This is a genomic window from Sphingomonas sp. ERG5 (assembly GCF_000803065.1).
Lineage (GTDB): Bacteria > Pseudomonadota > Alphaproteobacteria > Sphingomonadales > Sphingomonadaceae > Sphingomonas.
Window position 1 is genome coordinate 1 of sequence record NZ_JSXI01000052.1, and the last position, 19,097, is coordinate 19,097.

Sequence of the window (19,097 nt, forward strand, 5' to 3'; positions counted from 1 at the left end):
GTAGGTTTGTGGTCGGGGAGGCGGCGGAGAAAGATATGTTACATCCAGGTGTAACATATCTTCGCCGCTCGTCTCTTCCGTGCGGTCCCAGTGGCCCTGTCGCCGCTGGTGATTCAACCATGACACAGGATCGGCCATGCCGTCGTTTGCCGGATTCATGCCGGCGCGCTCTTTCTTAGTGTCGAAAACTCATTGCTACAGGGCATCAGCCGCTGTCTGCGAAGCGGTCCGTTGCCTTGATCAGTTCGTGGAGAATTCCCGGCTCGTTGAATGCGTGGCCGGCCCCTTCGACGATATGCAAATCCGAACCCGGCCAGCGCTTGTGCAATTCCCATGCGCAACGCGCGGGGCAGGGCATGTCATAGCGGCCGTGGACGATAACCCCGGGGATGTCGGCCAGCCGGTCGGCATCGCGCAACAGCTGGCCGGATTCGAACCAGCAACCATGCGAGAAATAATGGTTCTCCACCCGCGCGAAGGCGATCGCGAAATGATCCGCACCATGGGTAACGGTCAGTGTGGGATCGGGCAGCAGCGTGACCGTTTCACCTTCCCAAAGGCTCCATGCCTTTGCCGCTTCCAGCTGGGCCGCTGGATCGTTCCCGGTCAGGATGCGGTTATAGGCAGCGATCAAGTCACCGCGCTCGCCAACGGGGATCGGCGCGAGGAAGCGTTCCCATTTGTCGGGGAACATTTCCGACACGCCGAACTTGTAATACCATTCGATCACCTCGGGTTCGCCGGTGAAAATGCCGCGCAGGACCAGCTCACTCGTCCGCTCAGGATGCGTTTCGGCATAGGCAAGGGCGAGGGTCGACCCCCAACTGCCACCGAAGACGAGCCAGCGTTCGACGCCGGCAAGTTCGCGCAGGCGTTCGATGTCCGCCACGAGATGCCATGTCGTGTTCGCATGAAGTTCGGCGTGCGGAGTCGAGCGACCACAACCGCGCTGATCGAAGAGCAGCACGTCATAGCGGGTGGGATCGAAGAGCTGGCGATGAACGGGTGACGATCCGCCGCCCGGCCCGCCGTGCAGAAACACCGCCGGTTTTGCGCCAGGGGTGCCGACCCGTTCATAATAGAGCTGGTGCCCGTCCCTGACATCCAGCATTCCCGATTCATAGGGCTCGATGGCCGGATAGAATGTGCGCAAATCGCTCATGACAACTCCCTGAATCTGGCGCGCGACGCATGTTTTCGTCCCCGGGATTCCGACCTGTCCGGCACCTGCATCGCCCTATGTTTCTTCGCGGCTTCACGACATGAATGCCGGCGATGTGCAAATGAAAAATCCTGCCGCCGAGGGTGAAGGAGTCCAGTGCCGGGAGAATTGCCCAATCTTGACTGGCTTCGGTTTTTGCCTCGACGACCGCGACCGAAAGTTTCGCGCTTGCCGTGGCGGAACTCAATGTCATGACGGCGCCGTCAGCCAGGACATGATCTGACGAAGAGCATCCCCGAGATCGTCCAAGCTTCCATGCCCGGTCAGGCTGGCGCGTATTCTTGATGCCGTGACCAGAATCTTGCCAGATCGAGAATGCCCGATCGCTTGGCGACGATCGTCGGCACCAGCGCCTGGCCCGCTACATTGACCGCGGTGCGCCCCATATCGAGGATCGGATCGATCGCCAGCAACAACCCGGCGCCCTCCAGCGGCAGGCCCAGCGTCGATAATGTCAGGGTCAGCATCACGGTCGCGCCGGTCAGGCCGGCGGTGGCGGCGGATCCGATAACCGACACGAATATGATCAAGGCATAGTCCGACAAATGCAGCGGAAGCCCGAAGAATTGCGCCACGAAGATTGCCGACAAGGCAGGATAGATCGCCGCGCATCCATCCATCTTGGTGGTGGCGCCCAGCGGTACGGCAAAGGCGGCATAGCTACGCGGGACGCCAAGTCGGTGCTCTGTCACTTCTTCCGTCACGGGGAGCGTGCCGACAGACGATCGCGATACAAAGCCGAGCTGGATCGCCGGCCATGCGGCGGCAAAGAAGCGCAGCGGGCTGAGGCCGTTGGCGACAAGCAGCAGCGGATACACCACAAACAGGACCAGGCCGAGCCCGATATAGACTGCGGCGGCGAATGATCCGAGCGCAGCCAGGGCATCCCAGCCGTAACGGATCACCGCGTCGCCGATCAGCGCCGCCGTGCCGATCGGCGTCAGCGCGATCACCCAGCGCAGCAAATGACGGAAAACCGCCAGTGCCGATGCGTTGAACGCCAGGAACGCTTCGCCCTTGGCTCCAATCCGTACCGCCGCCGCGCCAATCGCGATCGCCGCGACAATGATCTGCAGGACGTTGAACGAAAGCATGGTCTTTGCCACCCCCGTGTCGATCACGGTCGATGCCTGCAGACCAAGCAGATTTGCCGGCACGAGCCCTTTCAGGAAATCGAGCCATGAACCGGTGCTCGACGGCGGCTGGGCGGCCGAAGGATCAATGCTCGTATGGAGGCCAGGCTGGATGATCAGCCCCAATGCAATCCCGATCAGCACCGTGATGAACGCGGTCAGCGCGAACCAGATGAGCGTTCGCACCACCAGCCTGGCGGCATTCTCCAGGTCGCGCAGCGCCGCGATCGACGCGATGATCGCGGTAAAGACCAGCGGCGCGACCAACGCCTTGAGCAACTGGACAAAGATCTGTCCGACAGTGTGCAGCGTTTCGCCGAGCGCATGGCCGGCGGCAGCATCGCCGAGCGCACGACCGGCAATGCCCAGCGCCAGACCGATTGCCATGCCAAGCAGGACCTGAAGCCCGAACGACGACCGCGACGAGCGCGCTGTGGATGATGAATCGTCGGCCATGCTGCTTCTCCGATGCCCAATCCCATGCGCGAGCGCCGAGATTGAGAGGCAGGCATCCATTTATGCGAGCAGCGGCTGGTCAGGCCACATAGTCGCCCTACCTGCGCTCGAAGCTTTTCTATCATCTCCTACTGGAATGATGGGATATAGCCGCAGGTGGAGAACATGATGTTGCTGAAGCTTGGATGAGTAGTACGCCGCGCCCCGTGATCGGCGTTCTGTGTTGCAACGAGGTCGTCGATCGCCCGGTGCAGGTCGTTGCGACGCGCTTCGTTGCACCCTTGTCGCGTTTTTCCGACGCGACGGTGTTGCTGGTGCCGGCGGTGACCGACGCCGCCTCGATCCTCGGCCTGACTGCGCTGCTCGATGGATTGCTGCTGACAGGATCGCGTTCGCACGTCGCGCCTGATCGATATGGCGGCGCGCCGCTATCCCCGGGGCAGCAGGTCGACCCCCAGCGCGATGAGGTCGCGCTCGCGCTTGCCGGGCGCATGATCGAGATCGGCAAGCCGGTCTTCGGCATCTGTCGCGGCCTGCAGGAGATCAATGTGCTGTTTGGAGGCACATTGTCGACCGAGGCATGTCACGGGCGACATCATCGCGGGTCCTGGGGTGGCTGCCTCGATGAGATGTTCGGGCACTGCCATGATGTCGAACTGAGCGATGCAGGCGTGCTGGCACGGGCGACGGGACGCCGGCGGCTGCTGGTCAATTCTGTGCACGAACAGGGCATCGACCGGCTCGGCGCAGGTTTGTCGATCGAAGCGGTGGCGGCGGATGATGGCCTGGTCGAGGCGGTCTGGGCCAGACCGTGCGGCGGCGATGTACTGGCGGTCCAATGGCATCCGGAATGGGATGTCGGCAGCTCCGCGGAAAGCCGCGCCTTCTTTGCACTGGTCGGCACCTCGCTTCGCGCGTCGGCGGCCATCGCAAGACAATAATCAACGAAAAAGGGACCTCCGAATGAAGAAGATCGTCGCCGTGCTGCTCGCCGGCATGTCCGCCCTGCCGACTCTCGCTTCCGCGCAACAAGCCCCGGCGGATCAGGGGGTGCCCGACAGCATCCTGTCGCCGGACGCATCTGGCGATATCGTCGTGACCGGATCGCGTGTCGGGGAGCGCACCGTGACGACATCGTCAGTGCCGATCGACCTGTTGCGCGGCGATGATCTGCGCGCCTCCGGTTATCAGGAAACGACCGAGATATTGCGCCAGCTTGCCCCGTCTTTCGCCTTCGCGACGCCCACCACGCCGGATGGGAACACGCATATTCACTCGGCGTCGCTGCGTGGCCTGTCACCTGATGAGACGCTGGTCCTGGTCAATGGCAAGCGTCTGCACACCGCCGCATGGGTCAATACCGGCGGCACGATCGGGAAGGGCGCGGTACCGACTGATCTCAATCAAATCCCGGCCGACGGGATCGGGCGGATCGAGATCCTGCGCGACGGCGCATCCGCGCAATATGGATCGGATGCGATCGCGGGGGTGATCAACATCCTGCTGCGTACGGACACGAAGTTCCACGCAACCGCCAGCGCGGGGTCGACCTATGACGGTGGTGGCGACACCTATGCTTTTTCGCTCGGTGGCGGCGTGAAGCTGGGCGATGACGGCTTCGTCAATGTCACCGGCTATTACCGCGACCACAAGGGAGCCAATCGCGCACTGCCCGACATGCGCCAATTTTATTTCGGTATCTCGCCGACCGGCACGGCACAGCCTTTGTCGGCGCGCTACGGGGCAGGGGTCGGGTTGAACGCGCCGGGTGGCGTTGCCGGTACGCGGCTGGATCCGCGCGAAGCAACCGTCGACCGCAACGTGTGGCGCTTTTCCGACGAAGGCGATCTCAAGGATGGATCGGTCATCGTCAATCTTGAAAAGCCGCTAGGCGGCGGCGTCGAGCTTTACGGCTTTGGCGGCTACCGTCTCAGCAAGGCGCATTCCAACGCATCATTTCGTCGAGCCGGCCAGGATGAGAATGTCCGCGCGATTTATCCCGACGGCTTCCTGCCTTTCGTCAACACGGAAAGCACCGATTATTCGGCGGCACTTGGCCTGCGTGGCGATGTCGGCGGGTGGAAATGGGATCTGTCGAGTGTTTATGGCGGCAACAGCATCGAATATCGCACCGAAAACACGCTCAATGCCACGCTGGGTGCGGCAAGCCCGACGCGTTTCTACAACGGCAAATATTCCAACTCGCAATGGACCACCGATCTGACCTTCTCGCGTGGGTTCGAAGCTGGTTTGGCCGCGCCGATCAACGTTGCGATTGGCGCGGAATACCGGCGTGATGGGTACAAGATCGGTGCGGGCGAAGCGGCAAGCTATGCCTATGGGACCACGCGCGTGCTCGATGGACCCGGCACGGGCGCGATCCCGACGATTGGATCGCAGGGCTTCGCCGGCATCCAGCCGTCCGATGTCGTCAACGTCGACCGCCGCGCGATCGGGGCCTTCGCGGAAATCGGCACGGAACTCGTCAAAGGCTGGCAAGTCGATCTCGCTGGACGCTATGAGGATTACAGCGATTTCGGCGATACCTGGAACGGCCAGGCATCCACGCGGATCGCCTTGCCTGCCGGCTTCGCCTTACGTGGCTCGATCGGTACCGGTTTTCACGCACCTGCATTGGCGCAGCAATATTTCAGCTCGACCAGCAGTCGCACGATCGTCAACAACACGACCGGTTTTCCGGAATTCGTGCTGGTGCGCACCGCGCCGGTCGGCTCGGCCTTGGCGCAGGCGCTTGGTGCGCAATCGCTACGCCCGGAGAAATCGACCAATTTTGGCGGCGGCCTGACCTTCGCGGCCGGACGCCTGACTGCGTCGGTCGATTATTATCATATCGACATTGACGATCGCATTGTCCTCTCCTCGAATTATGTCGACGCCTCGGGCAGCCGGCGCCTGCGCGACTATCTGGCGGGCATCGGCATTCCCGGCGTGACCAGTGTGCGCTATTTCAGCAATGCGATCGACACGCGGACACAGGGCGTGGATGTGACGGTCGCTTACGCCACGCCGCTCGGCAATTGGGCGGACCTCAAGCTGAGTGCAGCGTATAATCATAACGAGACACACGTGCGACGCATCTCATCGACGCCGTCGCAGATCACTGGACTTGGTATCACCACGCCGCTGTTCGATGTGGTCGAGCGGACGCGGGTCGAGCATGGGCAGCCGCGTGACAAAGTGGCGCTCGGTGCCAATCTGAAGCTTGGTGCAATCACTTTCGACGCGCGTACGACGCGCTACGGCACGGTCGAACAAGTCGCGCTGACCAACCAGAGTCCCGCCAATGTCGCGCTGATCGCGCAAGGGAATGTGCCGTTCCGCACGTTGCCCACTCAGTCGGGCACTGTCGGCAATCTCGATGTGATCCAGAAGTTGGAGCCGAAATGGGTGACCGATTTCAGTTTCACCGGGCAGATCAACCGCAATCTTGCAGTGACTGTCGGCGCCAACAATCTGTTCAACGTCTATCCGACCGAGAACATTCGCTCCACGCCGGCGCTGACGGGCGCGGACACCTTCGGGGTGTTTCCCTATAGCGAGTTCTCGCCGTTCGGGTTTAGCGGCGCCTTTTATTATGTGCGCGCCGGGGTGTCGTTCTGATGGGTGGGTTGCTCAACCGCCGCGAATGGCTGGCGATGAGTGCGGCGGCGACGGTCGCTACCGCACTTCCCGCCAGGGGCAGGCCGGCGACGGCACGGCTGTCGCTTAACGAGAATGAGTACGGCCCGTCACCTCGTGTCGCACCGGCGATCGCCCGCGCGACGCCGGGCATCGAACGCTATGTCGATCAAAACGAAGTCGATGCGCTGACTCGGCGGATCGCTGCGCTGGAAGGTGTCGCGTCCGGGCAGATCGTGATCGGCGAAGTGCTGGAACCGCTAGGCCTGTACCTTGCGCGACAGCGGCCGGGCGGCGGTGGGATTGTCTTCTCGGCGCCTGGTTATACCGCATTGGTGGATGCCGCTGCACCGCTCGGCGGACGGGCCGTCCCTGTGCCGCTCAACGCCGATCTGGAAAACGATCTGCCAGCGCTGGCACGAGCGGTGGATGCGCAAACACTCGCTGTATCGCTGGTCAATCCGCATAATCCGTCGGGCACGGTGGGCGATGCCGCGGCATTGCATCAGTTCATCGCCGAAACCGCGAAGCGAACGCTCGTCGTCGTCGATGAAGCGTATCTGGAGTATGATGATCTTGCCGGCCGCAGTGCGATCCGTCACGTTCGTAGCGGCGCCAATGTGCTGGTGTTCAGAACGCTCGCCAAGATTTATGGCTTGGCGGGCCTGTCGATCGGCTACGCCGTCGCGCCGCATGCTTTGGCAAAGGGACTGCGGCAATCCGGTATCGGGGCGCCGCATTCACTTAACCGGCTCGCGCTCGCCGCCGCTGGCGCTGCGCTCGCTGATCAGGCGCATGTCGGTTCGGTGCGAAGCAGCGTCGCCGCCGAGCGCCAACGGCTGACGGCGGTACTCAACCAGTCGGGTTTACGACACAGTGAGTCACGCGCGAACTTCGTCTTTTTCTCCACGCCTGAGGCAGCAGGCTTCCGCGCGGCTTTTGTGGCTGCGGGAATTCAGGTCGCGCGTCCGTTTCCACCGCTCGATGACTGGATTCGCATCAGCATCGGTCGTCCGGTCGACAATGATCGGGTCATCGCCGTGCTCCGCGGACTGACGAAGGATGCGCGATGAGATCCTGCAGGAAAAGGAATCCTTCGGGCTTTCGCCCGCCTAGCTCCAGTCGAGCACGACCTTCCCGGACAGCCCTTTGCGCATCAGGTCGAATCCCGCATTGAAGTCACCAACCGGAAGGCGGTGCGTGATCAGCGGCTGCAGATCGAGCCCGTTGCGGATCAATCCGAACATCTTGCGCCAGGTTTCGAACATCTCGCGTCCGTAAACGCCGCGTATCGTTACGGCCTTGAGGATGATGTCCGCCCACGCGATTTGCATATCGCGGCTCGGTAAGCCGAGCATGGCGATATTTCCGCCCATCGCCACGCAGGCCACGGCCTGGCGGATCGCGCTCTCGACGCCGGACATTTCCAGGACGACGCCAAAGCCGTCGGGCACACCCTGCTCATGCATGACATCGCGCAGGTCCTCGCGGCTGACATTGACCGGCCGAACATCGGCAAGCCGCGTTGCCAGTTCGAGCCGATAGTCATTGACGTCGGTCAGAACCACGGATCGCGCACCCGCCCGGCGTGCGACCGCGGCGGCCATGATCCCGATGGGTCCGGCACCGGTGACGAGGACATCTTCGCCGAGCAGGTCGAATTGCTGTGCTGTATGCACGGCATTGCCGAAGGGGTCGAGAATTGCGCCGACGTCCAAGGATACATCCTCTGGCAACGGCACGACATTGAACGCTGGAAGGCAGAGATATTCGGCAAAGGCGCCCTGCCGGTTCACACCAATGCCTTGAGTGCCGGGGTCGAGATGGAACTTGCCCGCGCGCGAAGCGGCGCAATTGATGTCGATGATATGACCCTCGCCGGAAACACGCTGGCCGATCCGCAAATCGCGCGTGACCGCTGCGCCGACTTCGACGATCTCGCCGGAGAATTCATGTCCAAAGATCATCGGAACCGGCACGGTGCGCGCTGCCCATTCGTCCCAGGCGTGAATATGGACATCCGTGCCGCAGATCGCGGTCCTGGCGATCTTGATCAGGACATCGTCAGGGCCGGGCTGCGGTATCGGCGCGCGCGTTTCCCACACTCCCTCCCTTGCCTCCAGTTTGGCCAGGCCTTTCATGGTCTTCACGGTGGTTTCAGGGCGGGTGAGAACAGCGGTGTTCATTGAATGATCTCCAGCGTGCGGCCAGCCTGAGCAAAGGCATTGATTGCGTGATCGATCTGATCATCGGCGAAATGAGCTGACATCTGCGTGCGGATGCGCGCGAGGCCGTGCGGTACGACCGGGAAGGAAAAGCTCGTGACGTAAATGCCCAGCGACAGCAGTTCGTCTGCCATATGTTTGGCCTTGTGCGCATCGAACAGCATGACCGGTACGATCGGATGCTCGCCGGGCAGCAATTCGAATCCCAGCGCCTGGAGGCCGGCACGGAACCGGGACGTGTTTCGTTCCAATCTTTGGCGCAGTGCATCCCCGTCGGGGCCGCGCGCTATGTCGATCGCCGCGAGTGCGGCGCCGCAGATTGCCGGTGCCAGGGCATTCGAAAACAGATATGGCCGTGCCCGCTGCCGCAACAGGTCGATGACGGAGCGCCGCGCCGCGACAAATCCGCCCATCGACCCGCTCAATGCCTTGCCGAAAGTACCGGTCAGAATATCGATCCGCCCTTCGACGCCGCGATAGGCCAAGCTGCCTCGTCCGCCCGGACCGAGGAGTCCGGTTGCGTGACAATCATCGACCAGCGTGAGCGCTCCATGCCGATCGGCCAGATCGGCGATCGCACCCAGATTGGCGATCGTCCCATCCATGGAAAAGACGCCATCCGTGACGATCAATATGGTGCGAGCGCCTTCAGTCCTTGCCTGCGCCAGCACACGATCGAGATCCGCCATGTCGTTGTTCGAAAAGCGGTACCGCCGTGCCTTGGACAGCCGGATACCGTCAATCAGCGACGCGTGGTTGAGACTGTCGGAAACGATCGCGTCTTCCGCACCCAGCAACGGTTCGAATACCGCGCCATTGGCATCGAAAGCGGCGGCGAACAGGATCGAATCCTCAAAGCCGAGATATTCTGCCGCCGCTGCTTCCAGCGTCTTATGAATCTCCTGCGTTCCGCAGATAAACCGGACCGATGCCAGGCCGGCACCCCAGCGATTGGCCGCTGCCACCGACGCCGCAATTACCCGTGGGTCGGCGGCAAGCCCGAGATAATTGTTGGCGCAAAGATTGAGCACATCATGGCTCCGCACCGAGACCATCGCTTGCTGCGGTCCCGCCAGCACGCGCTCCGATTTCAGCAGTCCATCGGCTTCAATGTTTCGCAGCGTATCGTTGATGCGGTCGTAAAACGGCAAATCCATGCTGAGCTCCTTCGAACGCAGCATAAATGCAGTATAATGGACATCGAGTCCAGTATATAAGAATTCTATCCGATCACGACAAGCAATGCTCGGGCTGGGTCTGTCCCTAGGTTAATGATTTCATGTGGTATATCTGCGGGATAGCGGGCTGTAGCGCCGTGCCCGACGATTTGCTCGGCACCATCGAGGGTTACATGCAATTCGCCGTCCAGCACCGTGAGGTGCTCACGAGTGCCATGGGCATGCGCTGCCGACGTCAGCTTGCCGCCGGCGGCAAATCTGATTTCATACCATTCGAGGCTGTCTGCCCTGTCCGCGGGGCTCAGGATTCGCAGTACGCAAGAGCCGTCTTCGGTCCTTATTTCCGGCGTGAACGAAGGCGATGCCACCTCGATATGAGGCCGCCGCTCCGGTCGCGCTCCACCGATCAGTTCCGAGACGTCGATCTTCAACGCTTGCGCCAAGGCCCAGACGGTCGCCACCGTGGGATTTGTCTGCCCGCGTTCGATCTGTGACAGCATCGAACGCGAAACGCCTGACGCATGGGAAAGGACGTCAAGGGTCATGCCAGCCTTCTTGCGATGCTGCTGGACGGCCGGACCAATTTGCGGAGAACCAAAATCTGCCATTGCCGATACGTCACCGTCAAATGTGACAAGGTCAAGTAGCCGTGACACTGCCTGGAACATATGCCGAATTTTATGCGGCCCATGCGACGAAGGCGGCTTGGGATTTCAGGAGTGCCGTATTGTCCGTCCACGACCGGAATCGGACCGTTAGCGAGATCAAGTTTAACGGCTGGGTTGCCAGTCGATATGACGAGACAGCATCGGCAGATGCAATTGACGCCCGCTCGGCACCCACCGCCTGCCATCTATCGTGGCGATGCCGGGGGTGCCTTGGAATGGCCAGTCAATGACAAATCCGCCTGGCGGACGGGCGTTACCCGACAAATCGACCAGCAACGCGCCGTCTTTGTCGCGAGCAGCAAAATTCACGACGCCATAGGGCGTGCGCAGCCCGCTTATCGCCGCACCGTCTTCGCCCAACCAAGCGGCATTCAGGCCGCCACCGAGCATGATCGCTTCGTCATCAGGGCGGACATAGGCGAACAGATCGAGCGCGGCGCGAATGAAATCCGAGGCGACCCATGCATGCGGCATGTCGCCGATGAAGCGGATCTCACGCGAATTGCGTTCAACGACTTCGGCCCAGCCGTTCCATGCGGCCGGGCGGCGGTCGGCCATATAGGCGGTGAGCAGATTGTTGGCGCGCTCGCGCTGGCCGAGGCGAACCAGTGCCGAGACGTTGCGCAATTCATAAGGTGTGTAATCGGTCCAGGTGGCGACAGCGGTGCCGCGGGCCATGACGCGATCATATTGCCTGGCGAACGTATTCGCGAGCAACCGGGGATCGAACCTGGCACCTTCGCCGGCGGGGTCGAGTGCGATGGTCGTGGAGGTGGCGTCGAAATCGCCAAGGCTTACCGCGCCGGGGATGAAATCGATGCCGAAGCGTTTCGCGGAAGCGGTGATTCCGGTGTGGATGTCGGCGGCAAACTCGTCGCGCTGGGCGGCGATCGTCGCGCGCTCCGGCTTATCGAGCACCGAGGCGGCATAGGCAGCATCCTTATAGCCGGTGAGCGCCCAGAAATCATCCCACAGGCTGTATTGCGCTTCCGCCGAATAGCCTTCGTGGCTGATCGACGGTGGCATCAGACCGTAGAGATGGCGGCGCTCAGGCGTTTGGTTCGCGGCGTTTCGCTCCGACTGGCGCTGCCCCTCCATGTAGCGGCGCGCGGCATCCAGACCGGGCCAATCGCGTGTCAGCGCGGCACGGTCGCCAGTGTAGCGATAAAGCTGCGTAACGAGATGAATATACTCGCCCTGACTGTCGTTCTCCGGCACCGGATCGGGGCCCCGCGCATCGACGCAGCACGGCACCTTCCCATTGGCGAACAGCTTCGTGCCATACCAGTCTGCGAAGGCGCGTACCGGGCCGGGCTGACCGAGCCGGAGCAGGGTATCGCCCATCATCGCGCCGTCGCGGATCCAACTCCGGTCGTACGAGCGCGTACCGGGTTTGAGCGCTGGTCCTTCGCGGCTCATCAGGACATGAGCAAGCGCGGTCTTCAGCGTGTCGGCGACGGCCTGCTTGGCGCGCGGCGCGGTGATCGTCACCGCGCCCAGCATGCGCTGCCAATAGGCGGCGGTCGCCTGCTCGGCTGCGTCGAATGCGATGCGATCGACAGGCGCTTCGTCACCGATCGCCATCAGCACCTCCAGCACGGCACCCGGGGCGAGGGTCGCTTCCCAGTCGAGTGTGGCCGAAGCGAGCCGGTTGGGATCATCCACTTCGGTCACGCCGCCATCGTTCGGGCCGCCATCGTTCGGGATGAGCGCTCCCTGATCGAATACGCGGGCGGCCACGCTGGTCGGTATTGTGAGTGGGAACAGGGTCCGGATGATCGTGGGATCGCCGTCGAGCACTGGCGGTGACGTCACGGAAAGGTGCCCGAAGTGCCATGCGATACGCGAGATCGGACTGACGCCGCCCTGCTGGCCGAGGAATTGCGCTGACGGGTTGACCTGGAATGGGCGCACACCGAGCGCGAGCCGGAGCGTGCGCGGGCGGGCGCTGGTGTTGGTCAATTGCCAGCGCGCCAACAGGCGTGGTGTGGACTGGTCGGCGACAAGCGTCGTCTCTAGTGTCCAGCCCTTACCGGGCCACCGCACCTGCGGGATCGGCAGATAGCCGTCGCGCAGCGATTGCTCCGGCGTCACATCTGCCCAGGAAAAGCGCTGGCCGTCGACGATGACGAACGGTTCGATCGAGAAACCTCCCTTGGCGACCTCGATCGCGCCATCCTCCCCGATCAGACCGGATACTGCACCGCCATCGCTGGCGACGAGCGTCCAATAGGATTGCTCGGTAAAGCCCCGTGGATAGCTGCCGCGCGGGGCATTCCTGGCGAGTGCGGCGATCATCGCGTTGGGCGTGGCGCCCCAGGCCAGCGGCATCACCACGATGCTCACCAACTCCGGCCGGCCATCAGCGGTGAGGCGTAGGTAGCGCGTTTCGAGATTTGGCAGGGCAATCGGATCCTCGCCGCCGTCACCCGTTGTGACGGTGCGAAGCGTGCGCCAAAGGCGGCCGTCATCCGAGGCATCGAGCGTATAGCGTGCGGCAAATCGCGCTCCCCAGCGCAACGCCAACCCACCAATCTCGCGTGGGCCGCCGAAATCGATGGTCAGCGGGCGGACGAGAGTGCGCCGCGCGTCCAGCGCGCGTGCATCGCTGGCGCGCGGCGGTAGAAGCGGGGTAGGCGGGGGCAGGGCGATGAAGATCGGCTCGTCGATCTCGAGATACCCTCCGCCACCATCGCGGCCGCGGACGACGACGATCTCCATCGCGGCGGTCCGGCGCAGCGTTTTGTCTTTTGCCGGACCCCATGCGAATTCGATGTCGCGGGCGCGAATCTCGATCGTCTGCCACGTCCTCGACGGATGGAAATTCCGTCGCTGCGTCCACCAGACGTTCTTGCCGTCCGCATCGCTGAACTTGATCTGGAGGTCGTTGACCCCGCCAACGCCGCGCACCTTTATCCGGATCACGAAGTTGGCTGGCCACTCACGCACCAGGTCGCGTCGGGCCACAGCATAGCCGGACACGCTGGCGAAATCATAGTCGAGGTGAAAGCCGTCTTCGCGCGCCGCAGCCCGCGAAGTTACGCCGTCTGACGCGAACGCAGTCCATGCCTGCGCCTGTGCCGCCAGCGTGGCAGCGACGACCAGCGCAAGCATTAACTTAGCCAGCCGCCGGCAAATCCAGCGCGTTGCAGCCCGCGGCGAATATGCGGATTTCGTCGCATCGTCCGCCAAATCAGCCCTGAGCGGTGGTTCTCGATTCCGCCGACGATTGGTCCCTGGTCAATGCCGAGATAGTCGCCATCGACCCAGCCGACTCCCGGCACGACCTTGCCATGGTGCAACGGCGCGGTTGGATCGGTCAGCGTCGGATTGAAGGAATCGAGGAAGCCGTATTTGCGATAGATTCCGTGCCCGTAGCGTTGATGCATCGCCGTGATGGTCGGGATGACGATCTCCGGTGCAAAGGCAATCGAGCCGAGGGCGGCGGTGGGCGCAATCGTGCCGTCGTCGCGGTCGCCAGGGCCGCGCGCGGAATAAGAGAAGAATTCGCGCTGGCGTCCATCGATCGAGAGAGTGAAATCACCGGGCCCGTCGCATGCGGTGAGCCCCCAGCACTCGGCGCCATAGCCGCGCCAACCACTTTTGTTCTCGATTGCATAGGCGCGCTGCGCATAGGTGGCGCGGCGGCTATTCTCGAAATAGTCGATGCCCTTTCCAGCGATATAGCGATCACGAATGTTACGGAAATCGATCCATAAGTGGCTGTATTGGTGACCGAATAGCGGCGGAAATTGGAGATGTGACTGACCGCTCCGCGTGATCCAGCTCCGCTCGAAGCGTGCGGACCAAGCTTGCCACGTACCTTCGGGCAAAGCGTGCGTCGGCGAGCCGAGCGCTAGAATATAGAGCAGCATGCCTTCGTTATAGATATCCCAGTCCGAGCGGATGAAGCCGGTTTCCGGATGCCAGCCCATCGACAGGAACGGCGCATTCCGTACGGCCCAGGGCCAGTCGACCGCGCGGTAGATTTGCTCGGCAAGATCGCGGATTTTGCGCTCGTCGGGATGATCGCCATCGTACCAGCTTTGCGCGAACAGTACGCCGGCAACCAGCCAGGCGGTATCCACCGTCGAGAGTTCGGTGCGACCGAAACGGCGGCCGGTCTTGGCGTCGAGGAAATGATAGAAGAAGCCCTTATGGCCGCTCGTGCCATTGGCCTCGGGGCCTTGCGGCGCTTCCGCGAAGAAGCGCAGCGTCGCCAGCGTGCGGTCGCGTGCCGCGGCGCGACTGATCCAGCCGTTGTGCACGCCGACGGGATAGGTGGTGAGCCCGAAGCCGACCGCGGCGATCGACGCGAAGGAAGGCGTCGGCCAGCGATCCGGCACCAATCCTGTCGCCGGATCCGCCGTCTCCCAGAAGAACCGGAAACTCCGGTGCTGGATATCGCCGATCAATCGCTCGCTGGTGAAGCGAGCGGCCTTTCGGGCCATGGCGATGCCGGGGATAGCGATACCGGCGGCGGCAAGGCTGGCTGTGCAGAGAAACTGGCGTCGATCGATCACGTCATCCTCGAATGCAAAAAATGCCGGAGCGACGCGCGCCGCTCCGGCAGGGGAGGAAGGTCAGAAGCGATAACCGACGCGGAACTGGATGCGCCGTGGCAGGGTCAGCAGGTCGCGCCCGATACGCGGAGGGTCGAGCGGGTCGACGATCGCACCGGTGGCCGGGTTGATCTGGTTGTTGAAATAGTCATCGAAGCCCGCGAAATTCTTGTTGTTGAAGGCGTTGAGCAGATCGACCGCGACTTCGGCCTGGCCGCCCAGGATATGGACCGTGTTCTTCAGCGTGAGGTTGACTTCGCAGAAGGCGAACACGCCGCCGATGCAGTTCTTTTCCGGATAGGACCCACCGAACTTATTCTGCCCCGATGTCGCACCATTGGTGCCATCGGTGGTGCGGAACGCCTGGCCGCTGCCAAAGGTGCTGAGCGTCGAGAACTGAAAACCAAGCGGCAGATCGACGATGCCTGACAGGACGAGGCGATGCCGCTCGTCCCCATTGCGCGGCCGCCAGCCATATAGATCCGGTGTGGGTGCATCGAGACTGAACAGGTCGCCGCCATTCTGCTCACCCTTTGAAAGCGTATAGGCGACGTTGACGCCCCAGCCGGTACGCTCGCTATAAGGTTTATCGATCGTCACGAAGAGCGCCTTGTAGCGCGTATCGAGCCCGTCAAAGCCGATCAGCGCATTGGCATAGCCGAATGGCGCGAGCGGAGATGTATCGCAGCATGGGCCGTTGCCGCCGTTGCGGCGTGTCGCGAACAGATTGGTATATCCGTTGCGGCCGCGCTGATACGATCCGGTGACCGACACCTGGACCGGACCGACTTTCTGGCGCACGCCAAGGCTGAACTGATCGTTGACCGGTGGGCGCGTGTTGTTCTTAACCGCGAACAATTCCGGCAGGCCGCTGGTCGAGCTGTTGCGGAGCGCAAGCAGACCGTCGCGCGTCCGGTATCGTGGATCCCATATTACCGTGGCTAGGCCGTCGCGTGGCTGCCCGTCGCGCGAGAAGCGAAATATGCCGATCGGATTGATGGTACGCGACCGCTCGTCGATCGTGTTGTTGAAATTGTTGCGGTCATAATAGCGCCCGAATCCACCGAAGATGACGGTCCGTTCGTCATCGTTGACGTCGAACGAGAAACCCACCCGCGGAGCAAAGGCACCGGCAAAGGGTTTACGGTTCTTGCCCGTGCTGATGTAATTTTCAGGATCGAAATAGGCGGTCTTTGGCAGCGCACGGAGCGCCGCCGCGGCATTGGTGTTGGTGACGAATTGGTTGCTGTTGCCGTTCGTCTCATAGTCCCAGCGCAGCCCGAGATTGAGCTGCAGCTTGTCGGTCACATCCCAATCGTCCTGCACGTAGAAGCCGAGCTGCGTGTTCGATCCGCGTACGATGCCATTGCCTAGCCCAAGTCGTGCTTCCGCCGGAAAGCTGAAATCGGTGTTGTTGCGCGGATCAATACGGAAGACATAGCTGGGCTGAACATAGGATAGGTTTGCGAACTCGATATCGGTCACTTCGACGCGCGCACCAACCTTGATCACGTGCTTGTCGAGTCCGGTATAGGTGAAGTCGTCGCGCAACGTGTAGCTCTGCTGCTGTTCGCGCCGTGTGGCTTCCCGGCCGCCAAACAGAATCACCGAGTCGTAGTTATAACTGGGGCTGTTCGGGTTGAGCGAGGTCGGGTTGGACAGGTAGTTAAGGTAGTTGACGTTCACTTCGTTGATGAAGCTATCGCCCCGGTAAGTCCATTTGGCGAGATAGGTGTCGACGACGTTGATCCGGTTCTCGGCAAATTCATATGACAAATTGCCACCGAAGCCCTGGATGTCGGTTTCTTTGCGGCGGCTGTACGACAGATCGAACACCTGACGTTCGTCGGGTGTAAAGGTCAGCTTGCCGAAATAGAAATCGCCGCGGAACGGACTGACGAAATTGCCTTCGAATTCGCTCAACCGGCGACCCGAGGCCGCTTCGAATGCAGCGACGTTGGTGGCCGATCCGCTGGAATCGACGATGAACGCGCGGTCCTGATCATTGCCTTCATAAGTGGCGAAGAAGAACAGTTTGTCCTTGATGATCGGGCCGCCGAACGAGATGCCATATTGCTTGCGTTTGAAATCCGGTTTGACGCGGTTGTTGCGGCGATCGAGGAAGCTTGTTTCGGTGAGGCCGCGACCGGTGTATTGGCCGAACACTTCGCCATGGAATTCATTGGTACCGGATTTGGTGATCGCGGTGATGATCGCGGACCCGGCCTGTTCGTACTCCGCCTTGTAATTCTGCGTAAGCACGCGGAATTCCTGCACCGCCAGCTGCCCGAACGGATTGCCACGACTGTTCTGCTGCCCGGCGATTCCGCCCTCGCGCAGCTGGTTCTTCAGACTGACGCCATCGATGAAGACGTTGACCTGGCTGGTGGTTGCGGCGCCGGACTGGATTCCCTTGTCGGTTTCGCTGTCATTGTAGCGCACGCCTGGCGCCAGCGCCGCGAAGCTAAGAAAGTTGCGGTCGGTCTGCGGCAGAATGCGCATCTGTTGCTGGGACACGTTGGCCGCGACTTCGCTGGTCTTGGTTTCGATAAGATGGCTGGCGGTCACGACGATATCTTCGTTGCCTTCGGCTATCGACTTCTCGGTCGTCGCGGCAGCGCCCAGGACCAGATTGAGCGTCAGCGCCTGGCCGATCGAGACGACAACCTCCTGGCTGGTAGTGCGGCCATCGGCGGTGGTGGCCGTGACCGTGTATTGCGCAGGGCGCAAGCCATTGAGCGTGAAATTGCCCGCGGCATCCGTTTGCCCACGCAACGTCTGGTTGGTGCCGGCGTTCACCGCAGTGACGCTGGCACCGCCGACACCCGTACCGCTCGCGTCGCGCACTTGGCCACGCGCCGAAGCGGTGGTGGTTTGAGCCGCGGCGGGCGTGATCGCGATGGCACCGGATGCCAGCATGGTGGCACCGGCAAGTGCGAGCTTGAAGTTCCAGGTCATATGCTGTGCTCCCCTGTTGAACGCCCCTCTCCGAGGCTTGGATGGTTGGTGCTTTCCCGCACGACGAGCGTCGGCGTGACCGGCTCGACTGTGCGGTTGGTGGTGCCGCTGACGATGTCGGCGAGCCGGGCGACGGCGCGCGCACCGAACGCGGCGGTGTCGATCCGCATCGTGGTGAGCGATGGCGAGATGAGATGGGCGAGCGGCACATCGTCGAACCCGGCGACGGCGACCTGGTCGGGCACCGCGATGCCGGCCCGTTTCAACATCATCAGCGCGCCGATCGCCATCATATCGTTTGCGGCGAAGATTGCATCGACTTGGCGCAGATCCTTCAGCAGCTCTGCGGCTGCGGTGGTGCCGGCTTCCTGGCTGAAATCACCCGGCATCGTCCGGACTGCGACCCCGGCGCGTGCTGCGGCAATCTCGACGCCGCGGCGTCGCTCCAGCGCGTCGAAATTGTCGTCGGGTCCGCCAATGTACGCGATCCGCCGGCGCCCGATCGCCACCAGATGCTCGATCATCGCTATGGCGCCGGCCTGATTGTCAACGCGCAGTCCGGCATGATTGCCGTCATCGGGGCCGCAATTGACCAGCAGGGTGGGCAGGCCGGCGGGCAGATGGCCCACCAGTTCGCCTTGCGGAATATGTGGCGCCATCAGTACGATGCCGTCGACGCGGCCATGCATTGTGCGCAACACATCAATCCCGCGCCCGGGGCGGTCATGCATCACGGTGAGCAGCAATTGCAGATCGCGCGACGATGCCTCGCGGTCGATCCCGCGCAACAGCTCGGAATAGAATTCGCCGTGTAGATCGGGCAACACCACGCCGATCGCGCCCGAGCGTGCGAGGCTGAGATTGCGCGCGCCCGCATGTGGGACATAGCCTAGCCGCGCCGCCACATCCTCGACGTGCTGTTTCAGCGCGGGACGCACATTGGAATGGCCGTTGAGCACGCGTGATACCGTCGCCACGGACACGGCGGCCTCGCGGGCGACATCACGGATCGTGGCATGCATGCTCGTTCTTCACCCTCTCAGCGAGTCCGGCCTG

The 19,097-nt window shown here is 62.3% G+C and carries 12 protein-coding genes; 3 read left to right on the forward strand and 9 right to left on the reverse strand.

Annotation, left to right across the window (positions count from 1 at the left end; all coding sequences use genetic code 11):
* Positions 1–205: 205 nt before the first annotated feature.
* Positions 206–1,162 (reverse strand): prolyl aminopeptidase, encoded by a 957-nt coding sequence (gene pip, locus OO12_RS17155; RefSeq protein ID WP_034159953.1) that lies wholly within the window; start codon positions 1,160–1,162, stop codon positions 206–208.
* 323 nt (positions 1,163–1,485) lie between these two features.
* Complete coding sequence (locus OO12_RS17160; RefSeq protein WP_034159954.1) at positions 1,486–2,811, reverse strand: dicarboxylate/amino acid:cation symporter; 1,326 nt, start codon at positions 2,809–2,811, stop codon at positions 1,486–1,488.
* Between the two features lie 185 nt (positions 2,812–2,996).
* On the opposite strand from OO12_RS17160, the gene OO12_RS17165 reads away from it, so the two are divergent.
* From OO12_RS17165 to OO12_RS17175, 3 genes are read left to right on the forward strand one after another with little or no spacing between them, the layout of a single operon-like run.
* Complete coding sequence (locus tag OO12_RS17165; protein ID WP_034159955.1) at positions 2,997–3,752, forward strand: gamma-glutamyl-gamma-aminobutyrate hydrolase family protein; 756 nt, start codon at positions 2,997–2,999, stop codon at positions 3,750–3,752.
* A gap of 22 nt (positions 3,753–3,774) precedes the next feature.
* Positions 3,775–6,432: a TonB-dependent receptor plug domain-containing protein gene (locus tag OO12_RS17170; RefSeq protein WP_034159956.1), complete on the forward strand. Its 2,658-nt coding sequence runs from the start codon at positions 3,775–3,777 to the stop codon at positions 6,430–6,432.
* Complete coding sequence (locus OO12_RS17175) at positions 6,432–7,523, forward strand: pyridoxal phosphate-dependent aminotransferase (RefSeq protein ID WP_034159957.1); 1,092 nt, start codon at positions 6,432–6,434, stop codon at positions 7,521–7,523. Before OO12_RS17170 ends, OO12_RS17175 begins: the two co-directional genes overlap by 1 nt.
* Positions 7,524–7,562: 39 nt before the next feature.
* Here OO12_RS17175 and tdh read toward each other — a convergent pair whose 3' ends face one another.
* The 7 genes from tdh to OO12_RS17210 form a co-directional block, all read right to left on the reverse strand.
* On the reverse strand, positions 7,563–8,636 hold the full coding sequence (tdh, locus tag OO12_RS17180) for an L-threonine 3-dehydrogenase (RefSeq protein WP_052215990.1): 1,074 nt from the start codon (positions 8,634–8,636) through the stop codon (positions 7,563–7,565).
* A complete protein-coding gene (locus OO12_RS17185) occupies positions 8,633–9,832 on the reverse strand; it encodes a glycine C-acetyltransferase (RefSeq protein ID WP_034159969.1) in 1,200 nt (399 codons plus the stop codon). The genes tdh and OO12_RS17185 overlap by 4 nt, the downstream gene beginning before the upstream one ends.
* Positions 9,833–9,897: 65 nt before the next feature.
* The gene (locus OO12_RS17190) at positions 9,898–10,521 is read right to left on the reverse strand and encodes a helix-turn-helix domain-containing protein (protein ID WP_034159958.1); all 624 of its coding nucleotides are present in this window, start codon (positions 10,519–10,521) and stop codon (positions 9,898–9,900) included.
* 102 nt (positions 10,522–10,623) lie between these two features.
* A complete protein-coding gene (locus OO12_RS17195; RefSeq protein WP_052215991.1) occupies positions 10,624–13,635 on the reverse strand; it encodes a discoidin domain-containing protein in 3,012 nt (1,003 codons plus the stop codon).
* Positions 13,635–15,044, reverse strand: coding sequence for a glucoamylase family protein (locus OO12_RS17200; RefSeq protein ID WP_034159959.1), 1,410 nt, complete (start codon positions 15,042–15,044; stop codon positions 13,635–13,637). Before OO12_RS17200 ends, OO12_RS17195 begins: the two co-directional genes overlap by 1 nt.
* 60 nt (positions 15,045–15,104) lie before the next feature.
* The gene (locus OO12_RS17205) at positions 15,105–18,041 is read right to left on the reverse strand and encodes a TonB-dependent receptor (protein ID WP_034159960.1); all 2,937 of its coding nucleotides are present in this window, start codon (positions 18,039–18,041) and stop codon (positions 15,105–15,107) included.
* Entirely contained in the window at positions 18,038–19,063 is a 1,026-nt protein-coding gene (locus tag OO12_RS17210) for a LacI family DNA-binding transcriptional regulator (protein WP_034159961.1), read from the reverse strand. The genes OO12_RS17205 and OO12_RS17210 overlap by 4 nt, the downstream gene beginning before the upstream one ends.
* Positions 19,064–19,097 lie beyond the last annotated feature (34 nt).

Coding starts and splice junctions, on each gene's coding strand:
- OO12_RS17160 (WP_034159954.1), bottom strand. CDS start 2,811: ATGGCCGACGATTCATCATCCACAGCGCGCTCGTCGCGGTCGTCGTTC.
- tdh (WP_052215990.1), bottom strand. CDS start 8,636: ATGAACACCGCTGTTCTCACCCGCCCTGAAACCACCGTGAAGACCATG.
- pip (WP_034159953.1), bottom strand. CDS start 1,162: ATGAGCGATTTGCGCACATTCTATCCGGCCATCGAGCCCTATGAATCG.
- OO12_RS17175 (WP_034159957.1), top strand. CDS start 6,432: ATGGGTGGGTTGCTCAACCGCCGCGAATGGCTGGCGATGAGTGCGGCG.
- OO12_RS17190 (WP_034159958.1), bottom strand. CDS start 10,521: ATGTTCCAGGCAGTGTCACGGCTACTTGACCTTGTCACATTTGACGGT.
- OO12_RS17185 (WP_034159969.1), bottom strand. CDS start 9,832: ATGGATTTGCCGTTTTACGACCGCATCAACGATACGCTGCGAAACATT.
- OO12_RS17210 (WP_034159961.1), bottom strand. CDS start 19,063: ATGCATGCCACGATCCGTGATGTCGCCCGCGAGGCCGCCGTGTCCGTG.
- OO12_RS17195 (WP_052215991.1), bottom strand. CDS start 13,635: ATGCTTGCGCTGGTCGTCGCTGCCACGCTGGCGGCACAGGCGCAGGCA.
- OO12_RS17205 (WP_034159960.1), bottom strand. CDS start 18,041: ATGACCTGGAACTTCAAGCTCGCACTTGCCGGTGCCACCATGCTGGCA.
- OO12_RS17165 (WP_034159955.1), top strand. CDS start 2,997: ATGAGTAGTACGCCGCGCCCCGTGATCGGCGTTCTGTGTTGCAACGAG.
- OO12_RS17170 (WP_034159956.1), top strand. CDS start 3,775: ATGAAGAAGATCGTCGCCGTGCTGCTCGCCGGCATGTCCGCCCTGCCG.